23 protein-coding genes, 1 tRNA gene and 1 pseudogene are annotated in these 21,113 nt (G+C 44.3%); 16 read left to right on the forward strand and 9 right to left on the reverse strand.

Annotated elements, in window-relative coordinates; all coding sequences use genetic code 11:
• The 3 genes and pseudogenes from FN124_RS00005 to FN124_RS00015 form a co-directional block, all read left to right on the forward strand.
• Positions 1–1,142: SprT family zinc-dependent metalloprotease (locus tag FN124_RS00005; protein ID WP_221887699.1), on the forward strand; the 1,142-nt coding region annotated here is incomplete at its 5' end.
• Positions 1,143–1,209: 67 nt separating this feature from the next.
• Positions 1,210–1,698, forward strand: a complete 489-nt coding sequence (locus tag FN124_RS00010) for a hypothetical protein (RefSeq protein ID WP_142682751.1) — start codon at positions 1,210–1,212, stop codon at positions 1,696–1,698.
• A gap of 123 nt (positions 1,699–1,821) precedes the next feature.
• Positions 1,822–2,025: pseudogene (locus FN124_RS00015) on the forward strand (helix-turn-helix domain-containing protein); the annotation flags it as partial.
• Positions 2,026–2,850: 825 nt separating this feature from the next.
• Here the strand turns inward: FN124_RS00015 and FN124_RS00020 are convergent.
• Positions 2,851–2,927: transfer RNA gene (locus FN124_RS00020), tRNA-Pro, on the reverse strand.
• Positions 2,928–3,247: 320 nt separating this feature from the next.
• Here FN124_RS00020 and FN124_RS00025 point away from each other — a divergent pair.
• Together FN124_RS00025 and FN124_RS00030 are read left to right on the forward strand one after the other, a co-directional pair.
• The gene (locus FN124_RS00025; RefSeq protein ID WP_142682752.1) at positions 3,248–3,448 is read left to right on the forward strand and encodes a hypothetical protein; all 201 of its coding nucleotides are present in this window, start codon (positions 3,248–3,250) and stop codon (positions 3,446–3,448) included.
• Positions 3,449–3,834: 386 nt separating this feature from the next.
• A complete protein-coding gene (locus FN124_RS00030; RefSeq protein WP_142682753.1) occupies positions 3,835–4,575 on the forward strand; it encodes an alpha/beta hydrolase in 741 nt (246 codons plus the stop codon).
• 23 nt (positions 4,576–4,598) lie between these two features.
• On the opposite strand, the gene FN124_RS31090 is transcribed toward FN124_RS00030, so the two are convergent.
• Entirely contained in the window at positions 4,599–5,078 is a 480-nt protein-coding gene (locus FN124_RS31090) for a collagen-like protein (protein WP_221887816.1), read from the reverse strand.
• 310 nt (positions 5,079–5,388) lie between these two features.
• Between FN124_RS31090 and FN124_RS00040 the strand changes: the two genes are divergently transcribed.
• The 3 genes from FN124_RS00040 to FN124_RS00050 all read left to right on the forward strand — a co-directional run bounded on the left by FN124_RS00040 (position 5,389) and on the right by FN124_RS00050 (position 7,721).
• Entirely contained in the window at positions 5,389–6,141 is a 753-nt protein-coding gene (locus FN124_RS00040; RefSeq protein ID WP_142682754.1) for a TlpA disulfide reductase family protein, read from the forward strand.
• A 210-nt stretch (positions 6,142–6,351) separates the two neighbouring features.
• A complete protein-coding gene (locus FN124_RS00045) occupies positions 6,352–6,981 on the forward strand; it encodes a GNAT family N-acetyltransferase (RefSeq protein WP_142682755.1) in 630 nt (209 codons plus the stop codon).
• Positions 6,982–7,214: 233 nt separating this feature from the next.
• Positions 7,215–7,721 carry a DinB family protein gene (locus FN124_RS00050; RefSeq protein ID WP_142682756.1) on the forward strand — a complete coding sequence of 169 codons (507 nt, stop codon included), beginning with the start codon at positions 7,215–7,217 and terminating at the stop codon, positions 7,719–7,721.
• A gap of 20 nt (positions 7,722–7,741) precedes the next feature.
• Here the strand turns inward: FN124_RS00050 and FN124_RS00055 are convergent, their stop codons facing one another.
• The 5 genes from FN124_RS00055 to FN124_RS00075 all read right to left on the reverse strand — a co-directional run bounded on the left by FN124_RS00055 (position 7,742) and on the right by FN124_RS00075 (position 11,562).
• Positions 7,742–8,692 carry a hypothetical protein gene (locus FN124_RS00055; RefSeq protein ID WP_142682757.1) on the reverse strand — a complete coding sequence of 317 codons (951 nt, stop codon included), beginning with the start codon at positions 8,690–8,692 and terminating at the stop codon, positions 7,742–7,744.
• A 63-nt stretch (positions 8,693–8,755) separates the two neighbouring features.
• A complete protein-coding gene (locus tag FN124_RS00060) occupies positions 8,756–9,208 on the reverse strand; it encodes a DUF6265 family protein (RefSeq protein WP_142682758.1) in 453 nt (150 codons plus the stop codon).
• 56 nt (positions 9,209–9,264) lie between these two features.
• Positions 9,265–9,477, reverse strand: a complete 213-nt coding sequence (locus FN124_RS00065) for a hypothetical protein (protein WP_142682759.1) — start codon at positions 9,475–9,477, stop codon at positions 9,265–9,267.
• Between the two features lie 85 nt (positions 9,478–9,562).
• The gene (locus FN124_RS00070) at positions 9,563–10,570 is read right to left on the reverse strand and encodes an alpha/beta hydrolase family protein (protein ID WP_185937028.1); all 1,008 of its coding nucleotides are present in this window, start codon (positions 10,568–10,570) and stop codon (positions 9,563–9,565) included.
• A gap of 278 nt (positions 10,571–10,848) precedes the next feature.
• A complete protein-coding gene (locus FN124_RS00075; RefSeq protein WP_142682761.1) occupies positions 10,849–11,562 on the reverse strand; it encodes an SDR family oxidoreductase in 714 nt (237 codons plus the stop codon).
• Between the two features lie 188 nt (positions 11,563–11,750).
• Between FN124_RS00075 and FN124_RS00080 the strand changes: the two genes are divergently transcribed.
• Positions 11,751–12,539 carry an AAA family ATPase gene (locus tag FN124_RS00080; RefSeq protein ID WP_142682762.1) on the forward strand — a complete coding sequence of 263 codons (789 nt, stop codon included), beginning with the start codon at positions 11,751–11,753 and terminating at the stop codon, positions 12,537–12,539.
• A 114-nt stretch (positions 12,540–12,653) separates the two neighbouring features.
• Here the strand turns inward: FN124_RS00080 and FN124_RS00085 are convergent, their stop codons facing one another.
• On the reverse strand, positions 12,654–13,409 hold the full coding sequence (locus tag FN124_RS00085; protein WP_142682763.1) for an SDR family oxidoreductase: 756 nt from the start codon (positions 13,407–13,409) through the stop codon (positions 12,654–12,656).
• A 57-nt stretch (positions 13,410–13,466) separates the two neighbouring features.
• A complete protein-coding gene (locus FN124_RS00090) occupies positions 13,467–13,871 on the reverse strand; it encodes a helix-turn-helix domain-containing protein (protein WP_142682764.1) in 405 nt (134 codons plus the stop codon).
• A 132-nt stretch (positions 13,872–14,003) separates the two neighbouring features.
• Between FN124_RS00090 and FN124_RS00095 the strand changes: the two genes are divergently transcribed.
• The 7 genes from FN124_RS00095 (at position 14,004) to FN124_RS00125 (ending at position 21,106) form a co-directional block, all read left to right on the forward strand.
• Positions 14,004–14,324 (forward strand): ArsR/SmtB family transcription factor, encoded by a 321-nt coding sequence (locus FN124_RS00095; protein ID WP_142682765.1) that lies wholly within the window; start codon positions 14,004–14,006, stop codon positions 14,322–14,324.
• 1 nt (position 14,325) lies between these two features.
• A complete protein-coding gene (locus FN124_RS00100; protein WP_142682766.1) occupies positions 14,326–14,793 on the forward strand; it encodes an SRPBCC family protein in 468 nt (155 codons plus the stop codon).
• 6 nt (positions 14,794–14,799) lie between these two features.
• The gene (locus FN124_RS00105; protein ID WP_142682767.1) at positions 14,800–15,180 is read left to right on the forward strand and encodes a DoxX family protein; all 381 of its coding nucleotides are present in this window, start codon (positions 14,800–14,802) and stop codon (positions 15,178–15,180) included.
• A gap of 11 nt (positions 15,181–15,191) precedes the next feature.
• Positions 15,192–15,767 carry a YdeI/OmpD-associated family protein gene (locus FN124_RS00110; protein WP_142682768.1) on the forward strand — a complete coding sequence of 192 codons (576 nt, stop codon included), beginning with the start codon at positions 15,192–15,194 and terminating at the stop codon, positions 15,765–15,767.
• Between the two features lie 276 nt (positions 15,768–16,043).
• Positions 16,044–17,471 (forward strand): DUF2705 family protein, encoded by a 1,428-nt coding sequence (locus FN124_RS00115; protein ID WP_142682769.1) that lies wholly within the window; start codon positions 16,044–16,046, stop codon positions 17,469–17,471.
• A 1-nt stretch (position 17,472) separates the two neighbouring features.
• Complete coding sequence (locus FN124_RS00120; RefSeq protein WP_142682770.1) at positions 17,473–18,891, forward strand: ABC transporter permease; 1,419 nt, start codon at positions 17,473–17,475, stop codon at positions 18,889–18,891.
• Positions 18,892–18,907: 16 nt separating this feature from the next.
• Positions 18,908–21,106, forward strand: a complete 2,199-nt coding sequence (locus FN124_RS00125) for a TonB-dependent siderophore receptor (RefSeq protein ID WP_142682771.1) — start codon at positions 18,908–18,910, stop codon at positions 21,104–21,106.
• Positions 21,107–21,113: the final 7 nt, after the last annotated feature.

Here is a 21,113-nt window from a genome sequence, read left to right on the forward strand (position 1 = left end):
TTCAAGACAAATCGAGCATTCTAAGAGTTCCATTAATCGATTATTATCTTCCGGTCGGCTACCGGGACATTTTGTTTCAGAAAGATTCAAATGGGATTATCTTGGGAGCTATTCAAGAAATACGGCCGGGTAAAGCATATCTGGCTGCAAAAAGTAGGAATGGAGATGAAGACATGAGGCAATTTGTGACCAATGAGGATTTTACCGGTGACATAATTATTTTTGATCCATTTGACAACGTTCCTCTTAGGGGCAGACGTTTTAAAGATGGCCTTGTGACTGGTGACCTGAAATACAAATCACGGGCTTTGATGGTGGATGATCCCATAGATCCGCCGAAACCAAAGAAAAAACCAACAGGCCTTGATGACGATGGTCCAGCCTTTGAAATTGGCCTTCCTGCAGTGGAAATAACCGCACCCCGACCTGGCACTCCGAGCACCCCTGGTACTAATATTCCTTTTCCTTCAGAGCCGGTACTGCCTAAGCCTGGAGGGCCGGTAACTCCTAATAATCCAATTCCTATTGGCGGAGGGGGCAGGGGAACTGGTGCTGGTAATAGCCTCAACCTAATTACCAATGATACTAAAGACCCTTGTATTTCTCAGTCAATTGAAACTGCACTTAATTCTAAGCTAACTAACAATATAACAACTATATTTAATACTTTTTTTAGCGGATCGAATGAGTATAATGTAACATTTAATGAGGACACATTTGGTAACACAATTTTTGCTAAAACAACAGCATTAAATCAAACTAATTTTGAAATTACTTTAAATATTGATTTACTTAAAGGAGCAGCAAAGGAGTTAATAGTTGCAACTATACTTCATGAAATGATACACGGAATATTTGATGCACGAAGTCTTGGGGATGCCTCTCCAACACGGCTCAAATGGGATGAAGCATTTCAACACCAGATGATGGCCGCTGGATATATAAATGTTATGAGTGCTGCATTGACTGAAATTTTCCCCTCTTTACCAAAAGAGGATGCAGACGCCTTATCTTGGGAGGGTGTCCAGAAAACATTTACGTGGAAGGCTTTAGTGCAATCTGATCCTACAAAAGCAAATGATATTGCATTAAAAGGAGACCAATATGAAAAGGGAAATAAGAAAGGGACCAGATGCCCCTAAATACTTTATCAGATGGTGAAATACACCTTTATAAATTTTATTGGCAAAAACTACAAAAAATATAATAATGGTAAGATCAATAATAACATTAATAATTACACTTTTCATCAGCGGCTCTGTATACTTACAACAAGCCCCTGAAGATAAAAACGCTAACAAGGAACTTTATAAAGTCCTAAGCAATAACATCCGCTATCCTAGAGTACTTGTTGAAAAAAACCAATCTTCATTTTTCACGCTCAAAATTAAGTTTGGTGGAGATAAAAAAATTAAAGACATCACAGCCTCCAAATATGCACCTAAAGAAGTAATAAAAGATGGAACAAATCCAGAAAATTATAAGACTGTTAATTGGGAGGCTATCCTAAAAGAAAAACCGAAAGAAGGAGATATTTTAATTATTCCAATATCCATTTATAGTAGTTCAGAACAGAATACTATTTTTTATGAATACACACTTGAAGATGCTTTCAACTACAACGGGAATATGCAAAATCCGATAAAATGTATGATTTTGCAGCCTGTTGTACTGAAGCATGGTCCGGTTATACACTAAGTAATTATTCGCAACGAAAGTAAAAAACTGTTTTTATTTGAAATAGTCACGACTTAATCTGACAGTAAGGGATTAACTTTAAGTAACCACACTTATTAATTAATCCCCCTAAAACTGTCAGAAATGAAAAGTAATGACAAGTTAATCAAAACCAAATTAGGATTGCTCAAGTTAGCAGAAAATTTGGGTAATGTGTCCCAGGCTTGCAAAGTAATGGGTTACAGCAGGGATAGCTTTTACAGGATTAAGGAATTATACGATACTGGAGGAGAAACAGCTTTGCAGGAGATTAGTAGATCCAAGCCGATACTTAAAAATCGGGTTGAGGACGTATGTTTCAGTGGCAAGAACGGCAAAGAGGAATTAACTAATTGTTTGTATAAATAACCTTCAGGGCTTTGCTGATGCGATAGAAAGTATTTTCCTTCTTGCAACCTAATACAGCACAACTGTACATATGTCGAGAATAGGAACAGGTTCTAATTCTATTTCTTATAGGCAATAGTCTCAAATGAAAGAAATGGCGAGCGTGTTTGGACTTTCCATGGCATTTCATTTTTTAGCGTTTTAAAATCATACAGCACTTTTCTGGCACACAGGGACACTTAAAAAATGAATCCACTGGTATGAAATGGTATCATTTGATATCAATCGAAAACAATCATAAATAATTGATATACAAATGTTTAAATCCATTTCAGGAACCGAAAATAAGGTATCTTCAGTTCCCAACCTAGTTCACCACTTAGTTCCTAAACGAGTTGACATGAGTTGATATAAAATGTACTACGCATTTTTTTCGTCTGCGTCGATTTGCAAGATCTGCAGAGAAAAAAAATAATAATGCCTAAAACATTCATGATATCAGAATGCTTACTGGTTAAGTGTTTGCGGGGAACCGTACTAATTAAAACTGACCTTAAATGAATTGACTAACATGATTTGGAGAGATACAATTTTCACGCTGTTATGACTTGAAATACTTTGAAACGATTATCAGTATTTCAAATCCCGATGAAAGTCACCGACTGTAGCGGCTTTGCGGCGAAAAAGCGCCAAAATTGCCACTCAGTTCCTGCTGAAAAACAGCACTTGTTTTTAAACAAAAAAGCATGAAATTCAATGCTTTGAACTTCATGCTTTGATACTGTTTGGTCGGGATGACTGGATTCGAACCAGCGGCCTCTTCGTCCCGAACGAAGCGCGCTACCGGGCTGCGCTACATCCCGTCGGAGCGGCTAAATTATAAATCTTTTTGTTTCCTGCAAATTTTCCTGCAAAAAATTTCCTTTTGCAATGCGTTTCCACTGTCGGGGGATCTGCAAACAACTTACCGGCTATCTTTTATTTTACTGGTCTTTCAGCTTTACGGCAAACTGATCTCCGCTGCCACAACTGCCCTGTTGGCCGGAAGCCTCACCGGTTTCTAAGGGTTTTCACTGGTAAAAAAATAAGGGTTTTCACTAATTGCCCTGCATGCCATTATACCCTTTCTTGGCTGAAACTTTCTGAACGAAGTACAACCTCCCAAAAATGGAAAACAAACTATTTGCATTTTTTCAACTTTGCTTCATCCTCTGTATCCACAACCAGGCAGGATGATGTGAGCCGCAATGGCAGGGATATTAGCCGTGACGGCACAAAATACCCGGAGGCAATGGATAAAAGCGGTGGTGGCTATGATACGGAGATCTTTACGCTCTTAAACTCAAAGCCGGAAAATGCAGACGGACCAAATAATACTTTTTGAATGCCCGCCGCATAATCCTTCATTTCCCCACCAGCAACATTTACCGGGGATTTCCACGGTATTCTTATTCCTGGGAGAACATATATTTACATTATCTTTTTAATCAAAAGATCCCGGATACCTGAACTATAAAGTATATTTATTTTATCACGATCACATGTCTGTTCCCTCACAGCTCATTTGCGCAACAGGATACAATTCTTACGCTTGCTCAAAGGGTCCTGCTCATTAAAGAACGGCTATTTATAAATATAATTCCATAATAGATGCAAACTCTGCCAATGTGAGCTTAATATCCCATATTTTAATGATTGATTTTTTTTTTAGTAATATCGTAGCCTGTTTCATTTAAAATTGCCTTTTCAGGTCAAAGAAGCAAGGATACTATGTCGTCAATTGTGAAAGTGATTTTTTCTGTTTTATTAATGATCAGCAGCTTCCGGGGGGAAGCCCAATCCCTCCTGGACACGGTTAAAAAAGATCAAAAGGTTGTCTATCTTTTTAGTGGTATAGGGGCAGATTCTACCATATTCATGAACCTGAAATTACCGGGTTACCACAAAGTTTACATCAACTGGATCCCGGCGTTGCCGGATGAATCATTAACAGCATATGCCGGCAGGATAAAAAGCCAGATTACAGCGGAAGATCCATATTTAATCGGGCTTTCTTTTGGAGGCATAATGGCTGTGGAAGTATCTAAAATGGTAAGATTCAAAAAAATGGTGCTGATCTCCTCTGTTAGAACAAGGGATGAATTAAATAAAAGACAGTTTTTCTTCATGAAACTAGGCTTATACCGCATCATTCCCCGGGCATTAATAAATCGCGCTAATTTTCTTACCTACAGCTATTTTGGCGCCCATTCCCTGAATGATAAGAAAGCACTGAGGAAATTATTGAAGGATACGGATGTTTCTTTTTTCCGCTGGGCGCTGAAAAGTATTTGTTACTGGAAAAACAAAGAAATACCTGAAAGAACTATCCAGATACACGGAACAGCCGACAGGGTAATAACCAGCCGGCTGGTGCATCCTGACTACCGTATTAAAGGCGGGGGACATCTTATGGTTTTTAATAAGGCTGATACAATTAGTAAGATCATCACGAATTACTTTCGTGAGTAATACGCAGACCCTGCTCCGCACTGTCATGGTTCAATATCATAGTATTTGCACACCTGGCGATAATCGCTATAGCTTACCCCTGATGCGCTCCTGGCTATAACGCCACCGGGAACGATGACATAACGGAACCTGAAAGAATTCAGGTCAAAATTACTGACCACATTAAAACCACCTACGTAATACTGGGGGTACATCTTTATATCGCCACTGTTGGAGGCATAGGGTACAAGCAATACCGCAGAGCCGAAATCAACGTATACCAATATAATCCCCTTATCCAGGACCTCCCTTGTAATAGCCGGCACTGGCCATTGTGCCACCTTTCCCGTAAAGGACCTCCAGGTGGAATAAATTACATTGGCCGTACCTGCAGGACCCTGCTTCCCGGTATCTCCTTTATCGCCTTTGGGGCCCTGTGCTCCCTGTGGGCCTTCGGGGCCGGTTTTTGAGCAGGCAAGACATAATATGAGCAAACCTGCCGTTAACAGCATTTTTGTTTTCATGATGATATGTTTGAAGGTTTGAAAAACGTGTTACTGCAAAGAATTGTTTTTGGGGAAACATGGAAAAGCTCCGTTTAGCCATTGACGGGATTCATTGAGCAATTGGAGAAGAGGCATGGCAACAGGCTCAAACCGTATATCAAATATGCTATACTATCTGGCGGACCGCTGCCAGGCTTTAGAGAAGCGTGCAGATACCCTGAGGATCATAAAATACCCTACAAGACAATTTCCCTTCCACGTTACTGATATCACTAACCACCGGAATAGCAGATAAAAATGTTATCTTAACAGGAAATCAATTACAGCAATGAGATCATTGATTGTTTTCCTCCTGATACTAACACAACAGAAAATCTCTGCACAGCAGAATGTATACACCTTTAACAATGGCGTATTATTTACCGAAGCTGAAGTAAAAGCATCTTTTGATGCTGTAAAAAAAACGATCCCTCCATCCCTTTCATTAACAGCGGTCATCTATCACAAAACGTTTGAAAAAGACACTGTGGTCAATTATATTACGTTTGCCGCAGATAAAAAAGTATCCGGTGAACAATCACCTGGATTTAAAATGCTATACAAACAGGATTCCCTCTTTTTGCTGCTGAATAAAAAACTTCCCGATTTCAACCTGGAGGAACTTGACGGGAATAAAATCTCTTCCGCCCGGTTGCTGGGAAAGCCTACGCTCATTAACTTCTGGGCAATCTATTGCGGGCCGTGTATTGCGGAAATGCCCCAGTTAAGTATGCTTAAAGAAAAGTATAAAGACAAAATGAATTTTGTAGCTATTACAGAAAACAGCGCAGCAGACGATAACCTGACAGATTTCCTAAAAGACAAAAAATTCAACTTCCAGATTTTGGAAAATGGAGAGATGTATAAGAAGGAGATAAAAATAAGAGCGCTGCCAACAAACCTGTTCCTTGATAAAAATGGTATACTAAGATTCATACAAGGCAACTATCCTTTGAACGGTAGCTCAGTCCCCCTTGATGTAAATGATAAAGAAAATTACTTTACCCGGATCATTGAGGATCTTATTAAACGTGAAAACTAGCTATGTGGATAAAACCAGCAACACTATTATCAGCAAAAGACCTCCCGGAAGGAAACGGTTATTACATTATCGCCGGCTTGGGCGTATGCTATAATTCCTATCCGATAAAAAAAGCGGACCCTGAAACATTTTTTTACCAGCTCGATTTTGCAAAGGATAAAAACGCCTGTTACCGATCACTGATAAATAAAAAAGAATCTTCCCTTTTATATGATTGATCCAAATATTGTTGAAAAGTGGCTTAAAGGATGGGCTTTATCACGCGGCTTACCACTGCCGGTCAAAAGTGGCAGCGGGTTCAGGGTAGAGGTAGGATGGCCCGGGCAAAAGGCCCGTTATGTTTTCCCCAACTTCACTAATGAATTTACCGACCTGGCCAATACCATTATAGAGCCCTGGGTGTTTCTTAAAGTATGCGCCCCTCCCGATGCGATTAAAAATATACTCCCCTCTGCATGGGTTCTTCAACCTCCCGGCTTTATGATGACCTGCTTTACACCTATGTCACCGTGTAAAAGAGGATTAGCTGATGAGTATAAATTAGAAGTAAAGAACGAAGTTCCTGTTTCCATAGCAAAGGTGCTTACTATTAATGGGGATATAGCTGCTATTGGGCGTTTGGTCTTTGTAGATGATTTTGTTATCTATGACCGTATAGAAACGGATGCACTGCATCGCCGTAAAGGGTTGGCGACAATTATCATGAAAACACTTGAAAACATTGCGGTTTCCCGGAAAAAAACAAATGGCGTGCTGGTAGCAACCGAAGCCGGCAAAGCCTTATATGAATCACTTGGCTGGACATTATATGCTCCCTACACCTCCGTGGTAATTACATAGCCGCGGTATGCTGGCTCTTACAAATAGTCAAAAATGTCTACCTTCCCTTAAAGAACTGTTTATGTTAGACCGACACATAGGCGAAAGGGGAAAAACTTATCGCCAAAGCTACGGTTATAAAGGGAGGAGCTACTCTTACTGTTGCACAAACCGATCTTTTCACCGTTAATGACAGTAAAGAAACACAGGTAGCCACATCATTGATCACCCCCATGAAAGCAAGCAGATAAGCCATGGAAATACTTACCATACAACCTTTCCTCGACTACTTTGATAAAGTACGGGAACGTACTCTCCGGCTCATTAAAGTGGTTCCTCCCAGCCAGCTGGACCGGTCCTATTTGCCGGGGAAATTCAGTATCGGCGATCAGATCAGGCATATTGCCACTATTGAAAGGTATATGTTCGCCGAAACCATTGCCGGCAGGAAAAGCGCCTACCAGGGCTGTGGCAAAGAACTGGCAGATGGTTATGATAATGTGCTCTCCTTTTTCAACGAATTGCACCAGCAATCACTTGATATATTCCGCCGGTTAAGCGATGAAGACCTGCAGCGGAAATGCACTACTCCAGGCAATATTGAGATGCGGATATGGAAATGGATGCGATTCATGGTGGAACATGAGATCCACCACCGGGGGGAGCTTTATATTTACCTGAACCTGCTGGGCGTGAAAACACCACCGATGTACGGGTTAACATCCGAGCAAGTAGCGCAGAACAGCATTCCCAATATATAGACGGTGGATGAAGCACTGGCTTACTCCCCAAACTTTCCACACCAGTTAAGCACCCGCATAGCTCTTAGGGTATTCCACCGGCTGGGCCGGCCGTCGCCCTCTTCGAGGGTAAAATGTACCCTGCCCGGATGTGTGTTTTCCAGCAGCCATGTACCATCAGGCTGCCGTTTGGACCGGAGCAGACCAACCGCTTCGGCCATGCGCGGATCCGGCGCGTCTCCTGCCAACCGGAAGTATTCGAGGGCGCGCAGCACATCGTAGTGCCAGCGTACAGGAAACGAGAATTGCAGCCAGGCAGGATCTACGATTTCACCGGTGCTTTTGCGGCGGAATAGTTTCCGTTCAAGCAGATATTCTTCTCCTCTGCGCCGGGCTGCAATAGACGCTGTAGAGCCTCCGGTTGCACGCTCATGCGCCAGCAATCCTTCGAGGACGTTAATAGTTGTTGCAAACGAAGAACGGCAGGAACCTATTTCCACATCGCAATTCCATCCTCCGTCTTCCAGCTGTTCTTCCATTAACCGGGCAACAATATCATCTACCTGCTGACCAAAGTAAACGCCTAACGCAACAGTTCTCCCGTTAATACACGGCTCTACCTCCCCGCTGAAGAACGGTTGCCCGGCATGCTCCCAGCAACAGTGGTCCCTGATCAACCCGATGCCCCGGCGCATGCGCTCTGTATCTGGATCGATCCCGAAACCCCATAGCAGCTGAAGTGTAGGTAATGTTGAGATCCAGGGCTGCCCCCGCTCTCCGGGAACCGTTTGAAGGCTACTGGCAGGGAAACAGGCGCCTCCTGCCCACTGCCCATCTTCATCCTGCAAGGCCAGCAATCTCGCGCCCCAGCCTTCCATAGCTATCCGCTCACGTTCAGCGGTGTAAACTTCAGCCGGCGCATCCATTAGGTCGCGCAATACCTGCCAGCGGATGGCGGGATCAGCATCGAGCAGCCAGTTCAATACATCCATTTAAACGGTATTTTCAAATAGTATGTTATGTAAGTAAAATCAGACATCCACCTCTGGCAACCATCATCCTTTCTCAAATAAAAAACCGACGGACTTTCCATTGCCCGAAATAGTTACCTTCATCTTTCTATCTTCCTTTTCATACACAATTTTTTTTGGGAAATCATGATCATCATTTTCACAGGTAAACCCATTATTGCCTATGGAAGTAATCTTAAACCAGGTAGGTTCCTTATTCCCCTGAACATCCGCTACATAGTAGATAGCATCCTCTTTCACTACCAGCTCGAGTTTCTCCCAAAAAACCGTATCCTTCCCCTGTAGTGTTATGCCTATGCCTTTCATGGGAGAGGGGGTAATGCTCTCCCATTTCTCATGCCCCGAACGGCCTGGTTTCGTGTTCATCTTTTTCCATGAGCCTTCCAGCCAGTTTAGTTTTGGAAAGTCCGTTGCCCCCTGGCCGGATACGGCCGTTGTAAAGATGGTTAGCACACATGATAAGAGCGCACGTTTCATGTGATCAAAAGATTAGTTATCTAAAATAACATATATTCTTCTGCACAACAAAAAACCTATGCGCTTACCCGTTTCCTGAATTTCTTTTTTAGCAGATGTCCTTTCCACATCCAAAGTCCGCTTAATATCACTACCGGCAGGAATACCCAGCGCACGGCATTTGCGGCGGGAGGATTGGACGCTACCGGCCCATAAATATATCCCAGTATGGGAATGCTGAGTATAATGTGTAACCAGCGGATTATTTTACGCTCTGTAGCTGCTTTCATAAAAAACGTTTGTTACACAAAACTACCTCCTGTCCCGTCGTCATTTACGGGAAATAGACATGCAGGGAAAATGTGCCGACAAAACTTAATTATGATGGAAATGCAAATGCTTTAACCAATCCGTCATCAGCGTTACATAGCCTGGAGCAAAGATCTCTTTGGGATTATCTTTATACCGTTCCCTTCTCTCTATCGTTTCAGCCCGTTTCCCGGTCTTATTAAATGTGAGTGTATGATCGGCATCAGGAATGATCTTTATCAAAGCATCGGAGTTGCCAATACGTTTCATTGCTTTCCGGTATGTTGCGGCGCCCTTTTGAGGAGGCACTACCAGGTCATTTTTCCCCCAGATGGCTAATACAGGGCAGTTAAGACTATCCAGTTCAGGGGGACTGTCTTTTTTAAAAACGATACTTAAATAGGCATACACCATTTCACCACCACCAATAACATTATCCGCCCATTTAGCGCCTTCGTTCTCCTTTTGCAAAGCTGAAAAATGTTCATAGGGCTCATCTTTGCTTATCATCATCCTGAGTTTCCTGTTATAGGAAAGGGCTTTTTTTATATCAGACCGGGGAAATCCTTCCGCCTGCATTTCCGATCGCACCCTGTATAATTCCTGCCGGAAGGCTGTAGTTACCGGCGAAGAAACGGTTATTACAAAAGCGGGCTTCATCTTTTCACTTACCAGGGGAATAACCCAACCTGCCTGGCTGATTCCCCAAAAACCTATTTCGGAACTGTCTGTTATATCAAGTGTTTTTAGTTTGTTTACTGCACTCATTACCTCACCGGCTCTGTTTTCTACAGATAATTCATACCATTTCCCCTTGGATTCGCCCACTCCCGGCCTATTCCAGGAGTAACAGGCAAAGCCGGCTTTAGTAAATTCTTCCCATATATACCTGTAGTTATCTGATGAACTATAATCTTCAGGACCAGAGCCATGCACAAAAACAACAACCGGCAATTTACCTTTATAGACAACAGGAGTAATTAGCTTTCCAAAGATTTCATTTCCGTTGCTGCTGAAATTTATGTTTTGTTCCTGATAGCTCCTGTCCTGGGCACAAAGGGAGGTTAAGGGCATGCAAAGCAAAACCGCTATTATTAACAATGAAATTATCTTATTAAAGGGCATTGTATTTTATTTAAAGATTATTTATGCTTGTATATACTATCAGACCAGGATATGCAAGGTTGAATATATGTAATTGACTTCACTTATTTATAAATCAGGAAGGGGGCTAACAGGATGGAACTAACGGCAGATCATGGTATTGGTTCAGGCAGCAGACCTGACCGGAATTGTCAGTAAAATGCAGGGGTTCGTTTAGCGGTTATTATAACCGGTATTATTCATAACTGCTAAATATTATGCCCTTTGGGAAGAATCATGAGCTTGGGGATGTTTACATGTGCCGGCTGCGACATGATAAACTTTACCACCTCCACAATATCTGCGGTGGACAAGGGATGACTGATATTCATGCTTTCCTTTGGATGCACTTTCCAGTTCTTATGCAGTTCCGTCATTACCAGCCCCGGTTCTATACAGCTGATCTTTATACCGGAATCTGACAGCTCCATCCTGAGCGCTTCCGACAATGCCTCCATGGCGAACTTTGTTGCGGCATATGCACCGGCAGTGGCCCTTACTTTGGTGCCCAGTACGCCGGACAGGTTAACGATATGCCCGGAGTTCTGTTGCCTGAATTTCTTCAGCATTGCATAAGTAAGACGGAACGTTGATTCTATATTCAAACGAAGCATAGCCGTCATCCTGTCTATATCCATATCTTCTACGGTACCCACTTCGATGCTGCCGGCGCAATTGAACAGGTAATCGCACCTGCCATATTTGTTCCAGATATGTGATATCACTGAGTCCTGGAATTCCGGCGAATTAAGATCTCCCGGGAGCACATCTACATTGGGGGATATTAATTCTTCAAGACGATCGTTTCTGCGGGCAGTTACAATCAGCTGGTTATTCTTCTCCTTTTTCAGCGCAGTGGCTATAGCATGCCCTATACCGCTGCTGGCGCCGGTGATGAGGCATATTTGTTGATTTGTGTTCATCAGGAAATACTTGAGTATTTGAAAAAAGGTAAAATAGAAATTTTTTTAAAAGAAAACTATATCTCAGGATCCCCTGCCTTTGACGCCAGGGTAATACCCAAAAAACTTCACTCCTTTTTTTATGCCCTGGCAGATGAGTTTTTACCTAAGAAAATAGTACCTTAATCTTTCAACTTAATATCATTGTTATGCCCTTTCTCCGCTCCTTATCCATAAATACGTCTCACTCGCATCCATTCCCGTTTAACGTGCCGGCGGTGAGGCATGGGAAGAACATAACCATAGACAACAGAATTACGATCTTTACCGGCGACAACGGCACCGGGAAATCCACACTGCTGGAAAGTATTGCTATGCGCATGAATACACCGCTGATAGGCGATCATATCGGGAAAAGGGAGGATTTCAACGCCGCCAGGCTACTGCAGCCCTACCTGCAGCTGGAACAGGTAAGGAAACCTCTCAATGGATTCTTCTTCCGGGCGGAAGATTTCGGCGACTATATCTACAAACTGAAACAGGAAAAGAACCGCAACAACGCCTTCCTGGACGATATGCGGGAAGAAGTAGCAGCTGCCGTACTTGATAAAATGTCTGAAAGCATGCACACCCTGCTGCACATGATGCGGAACGATTACGGGGAAAACCTGCTGGCCCTTTCTCACGGGGAAGCCTATCTGAAAATAATACAAACAAAAATAAATGACAACGGCATCTACCTGCTGGATGAACCGGAAGCTGCATTATCGCCCCTGAAACAGCTATCCCTGATATCCTTTATCCTGGAAGCCATGAAAAGCAAAAACTCCCAGTTTATCGTGGCTACACATTCCCCGATCATCATGGGTGTGCCGGGAGCCATGCTCTATGAAATAAGCGAAGATGAGATACGGCAAACTGCTTATGAAGACACGGAGCATTACCGTATTACCCATTCGTTTCTCAGCAATCCGGCGGCTTATCTGCGGTACCTGTAAAATAATATGAAGTAAATATGAATTATAAAGCCATCCCCTCCCGATCATAATAAATCTTATAAATACAGGTAGTGAAACAGGACGACTTCCTGTTCCACTACCTGTTGTATCTACTTACCGTGTGGTATAACCACCATTGGCGAAAATAGTTTGCCCGGTAATCCACCAGCCGTCTGTTACCAGGAACAGTACCAGGGGAGCAATGTCTTTGATATCTGTAAGCCCTCCCAATGCAGAAGCGGATTTATGATAAGCCACTGCATCTTCACTTTCCTGTCCGTAGAAGAATGGGGTATCCATCGGGCCCGGGGCCACGGCTGATACCGATATACCACGACTGCCAAACTCTTTGGATGCCGCCCGGGTAAAATCTTCCACCGGTGCTTTCATTCCTGCATAAGTGGAGTAATAACCTGTAAATGCCGCCAGCAGGGAAGTAACAATGGTACAGATCTTACCATTATCGTTCAGTTTTTTACCTGCTTCCTGGATGAAGAAATAAGCTACTTTGGAGTTGATGACGGCCATGCTGTCGTATTCAGCTTCACTGGTAGATATGTATTCCTTCTTCAGCACTTTACCAACGGTATTGACAGCGATGTCTATTCCGCCAAACCTGGAAATGGCTTCATCAAAGAATTTAGTGATATTCTTCACATTTGTCAGATCGGCCTGGAACAGGAAGGCTTCAGCGCCGAGGGCCTGTACATCGGACAGGGTTTTCTCCGCATCGGTCCTGGTGCTTTCACTGTTGTAGTGAATAGCCAGCTTTGCGCCCTGTTCTGCAAACTTACGGCTTAATAAACCACCCAGGTTCTTCGCTCCGCCTGCGATCAAAACTACTTTCCCTTTTAAATCATTTCTTGCCATAATGAAGATATTTATTGTTTTTAATTTATATGAAGGTCAACATACCTGGTAGTTTTATCATGGTGAACTTTTCGGAAGTTTTTTAACGGGGCGATTATTTTTCCGCCATTGATCAGGCGTTGATTTTACATACTTACGGAAGAATTTTGAAAAATTGGATGGATCATAGGTGAGCGTGATCGCTATATGAGCCACAGAGAAGTCTGTTTCCTGCAAAAGTTGTTTTGCCTTTTCAATAATCTTCTGATCGTAAAAGTGACAGGGATGAGCGCCCATTGTTTGCCTGATGGTATCTGTCAAGTGGTTGTGTGAAATGTATAACTTCGCCGCAATTTCATTCAGCTCCATCATTTCATTCACCCTTCCTGCTACCAGGTCTTCAATGTGCTTATCTAAAAACACAAAGTACTGGCTGGTGATCTCTTCACTCCTTTTTACCCGTTTAATTTTATTGTAAGTCATCCTACCTTTTTACAAATATATGGATTGAAGTTTATATATACATCAGCCAATTGATCATTTCATATTATCTCCCAAAAAAAATTTTGTGTAGTTAAATAACTACACATATATTTGTAGTCAAATAGCTACACGATGAACTTAAGACGAGACGTGTTTCAAGCCATAGCTGACCCTACAAGAAGGGCCATACTCCTGTTGGTAGCCTCCCAGTCAATGACGGCAGGCGCCATAGCTGCGAACTTTGATACGGCAAGGCCAACCGTATCAAAACACCTGCAAATACTTACTGAATGCGAGCTGCTTAAACAGAAACAGAACGGAAGGGAAATTCATTACCACCTAAATCCTAAAAAAATGAAAGAAATAGCAGACTTCATTGAACCATTCCGCAAAATGTGGGACGACCGGTTCAATAAACTGGAATCCATCATGAGAAAATATAAAAACAAATAACATGGAACAAAAAACAAAAATTCATGCAGAGGATGGCAAGCAGGAATTAGTGATAACAAGAGAATTTGACCTGCCATTGGAACTACTTTTCAAAGCCTATGAGGAGCCCGAAATTGTGGAACAATGGATGGGGACCAAAGTACTGAAGCTGGAAAACAAAAAGCATGGCGGCTGGCAGTATCAAACATCAAATGAGCAGGGCCAGGTGCTGTTTGAGGCGCATGGAGTTATACATGAGTTTGTTCCTAACCGGAAAATCACGCGGACATTTGAAATGGTCAATGCCCCTTTTGATGTTCAGCTTGAGTTCCTGGAGTTTGAAAAAGTTACAGACGATACCAGCAGGCTGAAAATGCAGATCATATACAGATCAATTGAGCTCAGGGATCAGCAGCTGAAACTGCCTTTTGCCTTTGGTATAAACATGGCGCATAACAAATTACAGGACATCGTAAGCAAACTAAAATAACACCTTATGACAAAGAGAAATAAAATTATCTATTGGATAGCTACGCTCTGGCTGGCACTGGGAATGGCCTCTACCGGCATAGTACAGCTGCTCAAAATAAAACAAGAGCAGGATTTTACCGCCAACCTGGGCTATCCTGATTATTTTTTAACTATATTAGGTACATGGAAACTCCTGGGTGTAATAGCTATACTTATCCCAAGATCTCCGTTACTTAAAGAGTGGGCGTATGCAGGCTTTTTCTTTGCCATGTCCGGTGCAGCATTTTCACATATCCTGTCGGGTACCACAAAGGAAATTTTTCCCTGCCTGTTATTGCTGGCACTGACAATAACATCCTGGTACTTCCGGCCGGCCGAAAGGAAACTCATTCCGGTTAATCAATAAAAATTAATACCATGAATCCCAAGGTTGATTTTTACTTTGAGAAAGAAAAATGGCAGAAAGAACAGCAGCAGCTAAGGAAGATAGCGCTCGGCTGTGGCCTCACCGAAGAATTGAAATGGGGTTGCCCCTGCTATACTTTCGATGGAAATAACATCGTGCTGATACATGCCTTTAAAGAATACTGTGCATTCCTGTTTTTCAAAGGCGCATTGTTACATGATGCCGATAACCTTCTTATACAGCAAACCGAAAATGTGCAGTCGGCCCGCCAGATCCGGTTCACCAATGTAAAGGAAATCACAAAGCTGGCGCCCACATTAAAGGCTTACATCTATGAAGCTATCGAAGTGGAAAAAGCCGGTCTGAAAGTGAAATTCAAAAAGCCATCCCAATTTGCTGTTGCGGAAGAGTTTCAAACAAGACTGGATAAGATGCCGGCCCTGAGAAAAGCTTTTGAAGCGCTTACGCCAGGCAGGCAAAGGGCCTATCTCCTCCATTTTTCCAGTCCCAAGCAATCCAAAACACGGGAGTCGAGAGTTGAGAAATACCTGCAGCAGATCCTGGATGGAAAGGGATTGGATGATTAATACACCTGTTGCATTTCACTTCAGTGAACCAGGGAATGGTTGTCCGGGAACCTTTCCTTATCAGCAGGCTTTTGAAATACTGCCCCAGTTACTGTTAGCCCAACTTCTTCTCACCATCGGTACATTCCAGTTTTTACATACCAGGGCAGGAGCAATTTTTACCGGCGTCATACCCTTGCCGGAACGGCATATTGTTGCCTGTTATTTTACTGGCCGGTTTTTAATTTTTGCAACAATGTTGCTAATATAAATATTTATTTGCAACTTCGTTGCATTATGAAAGCATACCGCTCACATTACAGCACCCTTATTGAAAAGGAACTGCGCACAATGTACCGGGAAAAAACTGTACTGTTCTCCTTTGTTATTATATGGGGGGCCCTTTTAACGGCGGGGTTATTTACATTGCTGCAATACCGGCAGGAACAGCAACGCCGGCAGGACGCCAATACCATGTTTGTAAGGCAATGGGAACAGCAGGAACGGAATCCGCACGCTGCGGCGCATTTTGGCACCTATATATTTAAACCGCTAAACCTGGCCGGCGCATTTGATCCGGGGCTTGATGAGTATAGTGGCACTACCTATCGTATTGAAGCCCATGTACAGCATGAAGTGGATCACAGCCAGGCGCAGGGCAGCGATGCCTCCGCACGGTTTGGACCTTTCAGTATATCGCTGGTGCTGCAGCTCATGGTTCCTCTCCTGGTAATGGTTACAGCCGCCGTTTCGGTTACCGCGGAAAAAGAAGCCGGAACGTTAAAGATGCTCCTCGTACAGGGCCGGTACAGCACCGCCATTATCTGGAGTAAGGTGTGGGCGCACTACCTGCTTTTCGCGGGCATGCTCCTGCCCTTTTTCGGATTGTATTTTACCGGCGCAGCTATTGCTGCCGGCAGAAACGACCTGTGGAGCCGCAGCGCTGTTATCGTAGGAGCGTACCTGTTATACTACCTGCTCATTGTGGTAATAGCAGTATCCATATCCGCGTTGAGCAGCAGTTCCCGTTCAGCCACTATGAATGTGCTTCTTTGCTGGCTATGCTTCAGCATCATCCTTCCCAAAGTAGCCGCCAGCCAGGCGAATAAAGCTTTCCCTGTAATGCCCAGGGCAGTATTTGAAGACCAGGTAAAACAAGGCTACCTGAAAGGTTTGAACGGGCACGATCCTTATTATGAAAGAAGTGAGCGTTATCTTAAACAGATCTTACAGCAATATCATGCAAACAGTCTCAGCCAGTTACCCGTGGATGCCGACGGCATCATCATGCAATACCACGAAGATTACAGGCAACAGGTATTCCATCACTATTACAGCAAAGTAGCGCAGAGTTTTTCCCGGCAGCAGTCTTTTCTCAGCCGGGCCGGTATGCTGGATCCATTTATAGGATTGAAACGGATATCCATGTCGATGTCCGGCACGGATTATTATGCCCATCAGGCATTTTACCAGCAGGCACAGCTCTACCGGGATTATTTTATCCGTACGCTGAATATGGAGCTGGCGGCTCATCCCGGCAAGAGCTATGGCAGTTATAAAGCCGGCCCGGAGTTTTTCAGGCAGATAAAAAAGTTCAGCCATACGCTTCCTCCTGTTCAAGCGGCGGTGCTGCAGCAACGCCTGGGCTTTGTTTCACTCTGTACATGGATACTGCTGGCTTTCTTTTGTCTTCATCTTATTTCAAAACGCGGGTTGTTTCATTAACATGTTTTTACTACGTACCCTTTTCAGGTTTGAATACCTGCAACTACGACGGCAACCTCCCCTGCTGCTTTTACTGCTCTTTTATGTGATGATGGGCATATACAGCCTGTATACCGGGCATGCCATCATAGGGCGGCAGTTAAGCGGGTTAGACAGTCTCACGCAAACACAGGCCACACATTTAGCAGAGGCGCATCAACGGTTTCATGGCGATACCTCTACACCGCGCGGGAAACAGCTGGTGGCACAGGCGGGCGTTCCGCAGGTTGTGGAATTCCGCCATCCGCCGTATGCCATGAACCCGCCTCACCGGCTGGCAGTACTGGCAGTGGGGCAACGGGACCTGCTGCCGTACTTTGACCTTGTAAATTCCAAACGCGATGTACTTACACCACCCAACGCAGAATTTGTGAATGCCGAGAAACTGGCGGCCGGTAATTTTGACCTGGCCTACGTGATCGTTTACCTGTTCCCGTTATTGATCATCGTATGGAGCCACAACTGCCTCTCACAGGAAAAAGAAAACCAGGTCGATAAACTGTTGGCCATACAAGGTGCCTCTCTTACACGCATCATCTGTTACAAACTCCTTTTCCGCTTCCTGGTGCTGATGCTGATAGCATCCGGCCTGAGCATTCCCGGGTTTATGATGTACCATTCCGGCAGCAGGATCACGGCCGGTGATGCCTGGTTATGGCTATACCTGGTTTTTATCTACCTGCTGTTCTGGTTTACCCTCTGCGGACTGATCATCCGGTTTAACCGGTCGTCGCGCTGGAATATGCTGTGCGCGCTGGGTGCATGGCTGTTGTTTATGATGGTGTTGCCCGCCCTTACCAACAGCTACACCACGTTGCGGGCGCCTGTTCCACTGCTTTCTTCACTGGCATCCAGTCAGCGGGAATGCAAAGAAGAAACCTGGGAACTACCGGTGCAGGTACTGCTGGACAGCTTCTATCTGCATCATCCTGAATATACACGAACAGTTACGGATACAGCGGAGTATGGCAACCGGCGCTTCATAGCCTATGCCGACCTGCTGGGAAGAAGAACAGACAGGATACTGCTCAGCTATCAGCAACAGCAATCACAGCACCGCCAACTGCAGGAAAAGCTGTTGTGGTTAAATCCTGTAACCCAGGCACAGCACCTGTTATACACCGATGCTGCCTCAGGGCTCGATAGCTATGCCAGTTACCAGCTTCAGGTAAATCGCTTTCAACATACCTGGGTAGCGTTTATGAACAGCTACCTGTTATATGATAAAAAACTGCAGGAAAAAGACCTTGACCGTTTGCCTGTTTTCCATTATCAGGAAACACCCGGCAAGACGCAACAACTATTGCTGCGCAGCCTCTCCATTTGGCTGGCTATTCTGCTGATACTCGGGATTACCATCATCCTGCCAGACAACAATTAACTGTAACATATTTAACATGAAGAGATCTATCTGTTTTATCCTGCTTATGCTATGGTATTCTTCCGCCCTGCTGGCCCAGCAAAAAGACAGCAGCATGCGATACCGGGAGCTGCAAAGAATAGAAGTATTATCACAACGCAACGGGAATATTAAAAAAGACAGTATTGCCAATGCCTTAAAACTGGATCAGCCGCTTATGGAGATCCCTCAAAACATCATTGGTATTACCTCCACCCTGTTGCAGCAGCAGGGCGCCCTTGAGCTGAAAGACGTAGCCAGAAATGCCAGCGGTATTTACTTTGGATATAACAGTACCCCGTTTGACCGCTCGGCATCTATCCAGATCCGGGGCTTCAATGCCTATTCTATCATTAACGGCATGCCCCGGCATTTTAATTACGGTGCAGTGCTCGACGACCAGGCCCTGTTTGAAAGCATTGATGTGGTAAAGGGAGCGGCAGGATTTATCAACGCTGTAGGAGAAGCCAGCGGCACTATCAATATCAACACCAAAACGCCCGGAAGCAAGCTTCTGAACGCAGAACTGACAGGCGGCAGCTTCGGGCTGGCCCGTGTCGCGGTAGACGCCGGAAGCGCAGTGAAGGAAAAAGGATTTTCCTACCGCTTCAATGCCGTATACCAGCACCAGGATTCTTATCTCTCCATGCTCAATACCAGTAAATATGTGGTAGCTCCCGTTGTACAATACAACTTCAGCCCTAAAACATACCTGCTGGCTGAATATGACTTCATACGGGGAGAATCGCGTAACGGGTCGGGCATTACCAAGCTCCGTTCTGGTGCAGACGCCCTGCATGATCCCATAAGCCTTAACTATAGCGCGGCCAAAGGGCTTCCGCTTACCTATTATCAAACACAAACCATACGGATGTTGTTTGCCCACCAGTTCAACGACCGGTGGAAACTAACCTCTCAATCACAATATACACTCGCGCCATACAATACCTGGAGTATGCTTTCGTCAGAAACCTATACCGGTGTTAGTTTTAACGAACAGGGACAAACCGCCCGGTTATCTTCCCGCTCCGCCATCGGCGGCAAAACGTTCGCCACACAACTTTTTATAAACGGGAAATTCCATACCGGCAGCATTACGCACCAGCTCATCATAGGCGGTGATTTCACCAGCAGCAGGGATAGCCTTTCCAACGAATTCGGCAGGTATACCTTTCCTTTTTACCAGAAAAATATCAACTATACGGTGAACCCTGATTCCGTGCGCCAAATGGGAGCATCCAGAACTATTCTGCACAACAATCTCTCCTATGAATCTGCCTATGTATACGATATTATTAAGTTCAGTCCACACTGGATATTAACAGCAGGTGTACGGCATACCTGGTATAACAATACGGTTACTCAAAAAGTGTCGGCCACCAGGCCGCCCAAGATCACTAAGTTTTCCCAGAACGCATTTTCCCCGCGGGCGGCACTTACCTATCTTATCAACCCGGCTACGTCAGTTTACTTCTTGTACGACCAGTCTTTCGTGCCGCAAAGCGGACTGAAAGCCAGTACAGCACTGGATCCCGAAACGAACAAGCCTGTGGGCATACCAGTGGATCCGCAAAGAAATAATGACCTGGAACTGGGTATAAAAAAACAATGGTTCAGCGGGCGGCTGCTTACTACTGTAAACGGTTTCCATACCGTTAAGAAAAATGTACTGATGCCGGATGTCCAGAATGCCGCTCTCGGATTTAAAAAACAGATCGGGGAATATACCAGCGACGGGGTAGAACTGGATATACTGGGTTACATCACCCCACGCTTATCTATCTCTGCGAATTATACTTTTGTAAACGCAAGGATCACTAAAGACACGCTGGGATCAGCCCTGATTGGTAATAAACTGCCTGGTACCCCGCAGCAGATCATCAATACCTGGGTACAATACAGCATCCAGTTAAAGGCCAGCAGGGTCATCGCTTTCAGTGCCGGGCAAACCTCGCAGATCAAACGGTCTACCTACGCAAAAGATGTATACCTGCCCAACTACACAAAACTGGATGCCGGTATCAGCTTTACAACGCCAAAATATTACGTAAGACTTATTGCAGATAACCTGACCAATAAACGTTATGTGGCTTCCGGTGATATCGGGAACGGCTACCCGATTCCGGACACCGACAATTACTTCTTTATAGAAGGGGAGCCTGTTAATTTCAGGATCACGGCAGGCATCAGATTATAGCCGCCGG

The sequence above is a fragment of the Chitinophaga polysaccharea genome (genome assembly GCF_902150045.1).
In the GTDB taxonomy this organism is placed as follows: Bacteria; Bacteroidota; Bacteroidia; order Chitinophagales; family Chitinophagaceae; genus Chitinophaga; species Chitinophaga polysaccharea_A.

Excerpts from the sequence above, each read along its gene's own strand:
- FN124_RS00105 (WP_142682767.1), top strand. The coding sequence starts at position 14,800 with ATGACAAAGAGAAATAAAATTATCTATTGGATAGCTACGCTCTGGCTG.
- FN124_RS00060 (WP_142682758.1), bottom strand. The coding sequence starts at position 9,208 with ATGAAACGTGCGCTCTTATCATGTGTGCTAACCATCTTTACAACGGCC.
- FN124_RS00070 (WP_185937028.1), bottom strand. The coding sequence starts at position 10,570 with ATGCCCTTAACCTCCCTTTGTGCCCAGGACAGGAGCTATCAGGAACAA.
- FN124_RS00110 (WP_142682768.1), top strand. The coding sequence starts at position 15,192 with ATGAATCCCAAGGTTGATTTTTACTTTGAGAAAGAAAAATGGCAGAAA.
- FN124_RS00045 (WP_142682755.1), top strand. The coding sequence starts at position 6,352 with ATGATTGATCCAAATATTGTTGAAAAGTGGCTTAAAGGATGGGCTTTA.
- FN124_RS00080 (WP_142682762.1), top strand. The coding sequence starts at position 11,751 with ATGCCCTTTCTCCGCTCCTTATCCATAAATACGTCTCACTCGCATCCA.
- FN124_RS00010 (WP_142682751.1), top strand. The coding sequence starts at position 1,210 with ATGGTAAGATCAATAATAACATTAATAATTACACTTTTCATCAGCGGC.
- FN124_RS00030 (WP_142682753.1), top strand. The coding sequence starts at position 3,835 with ATGTCGTCAATTGTGAAAGTGATTTTTTCTGTTTTATTAATGATCAGC.
- FN124_RS31090 (WP_221887816.1), bottom strand. The coding sequence starts at position 5,078 with ATGAAAACAAAAATGCTGTTAACGGCAGGTTTGCTCATATTATGTCTT.
- FN124_RS00065 (WP_142682759.1), bottom strand. The coding sequence starts at position 9,477 with ATGAAAGCAGCTACAGAGCGTAAAATAATCCGCTGGTTACACATTATA.
- FN124_RS00040 (WP_142682754.1), top strand. The coding sequence starts at position 5,389 with ATGAGATCATTGATTGTTTTCCTCCTGATACTAACACAACAGAAAATC.
- FN124_RS00090 (WP_142682764.1), bottom strand. The coding sequence starts at position 13,871 with ATGACTTACAATAAAATTAAACGGGTAAAAAGGAGTGAAGAGATCACC.
- FN124_RS00100 (WP_142682766.1), top strand. The coding sequence starts at position 14,326 with ATGGAACAAAAAACAAAAATTCATGCAGAGGATGGCAAGCAGGAATTA.
- FN124_RS00055 (WP_142682757.1), bottom strand. The coding sequence starts at position 8,692 with ATGGATGTATTGAACTGGCTGCTCGATGCTGATCCCGCCATCCGCTGG.
- FN124_RS00085 (WP_142682763.1), bottom strand. The coding sequence starts at position 13,409 with ATGGCAAGAAATGATTTAAAAGGGAAAGTAGTTTTGATCGCAGGCGGA.
- FN124_RS00095 (WP_142682765.1), top strand. The coding sequence starts at position 14,004 with ATGAACTTAAGACGAGACGTGTTTCAAGCCATAGCTGACCCTACAAGA.
- FN124_RS00075 (WP_142682761.1), bottom strand. The coding sequence starts at position 11,562 with ATGAACACAAATCAACAAATATGCCTCATCACCGGCGCCAGCAGCGGT.
- FN124_RS00115 (WP_142682769.1), top strand. The coding sequence starts at position 16,044 with ATGAAAGCATACCGCTCACATTACAGCACCCTTATTGAAAAGGAACTG.
- FN124_RS00050 (WP_142682756.1), top strand. The coding sequence starts at position 7,215 with ATGGAAATACTTACCATACAACCTTTCCTCGACTACTTTGATAAAGTA.
- FN124_RS00125 (WP_142682771.1), top strand. The coding sequence starts at position 18,908 with ATGAAGAGATCTATCTGTTTTATCCTGCTTATGCTATGGTATTCTTCC.
- FN124_RS00120 (WP_142682770.1), top strand. The coding sequence starts at position 17,473 with ATGTTTTTACTACGTACCCTTTTCAGGTTTGAATACCTGCAACTACGA.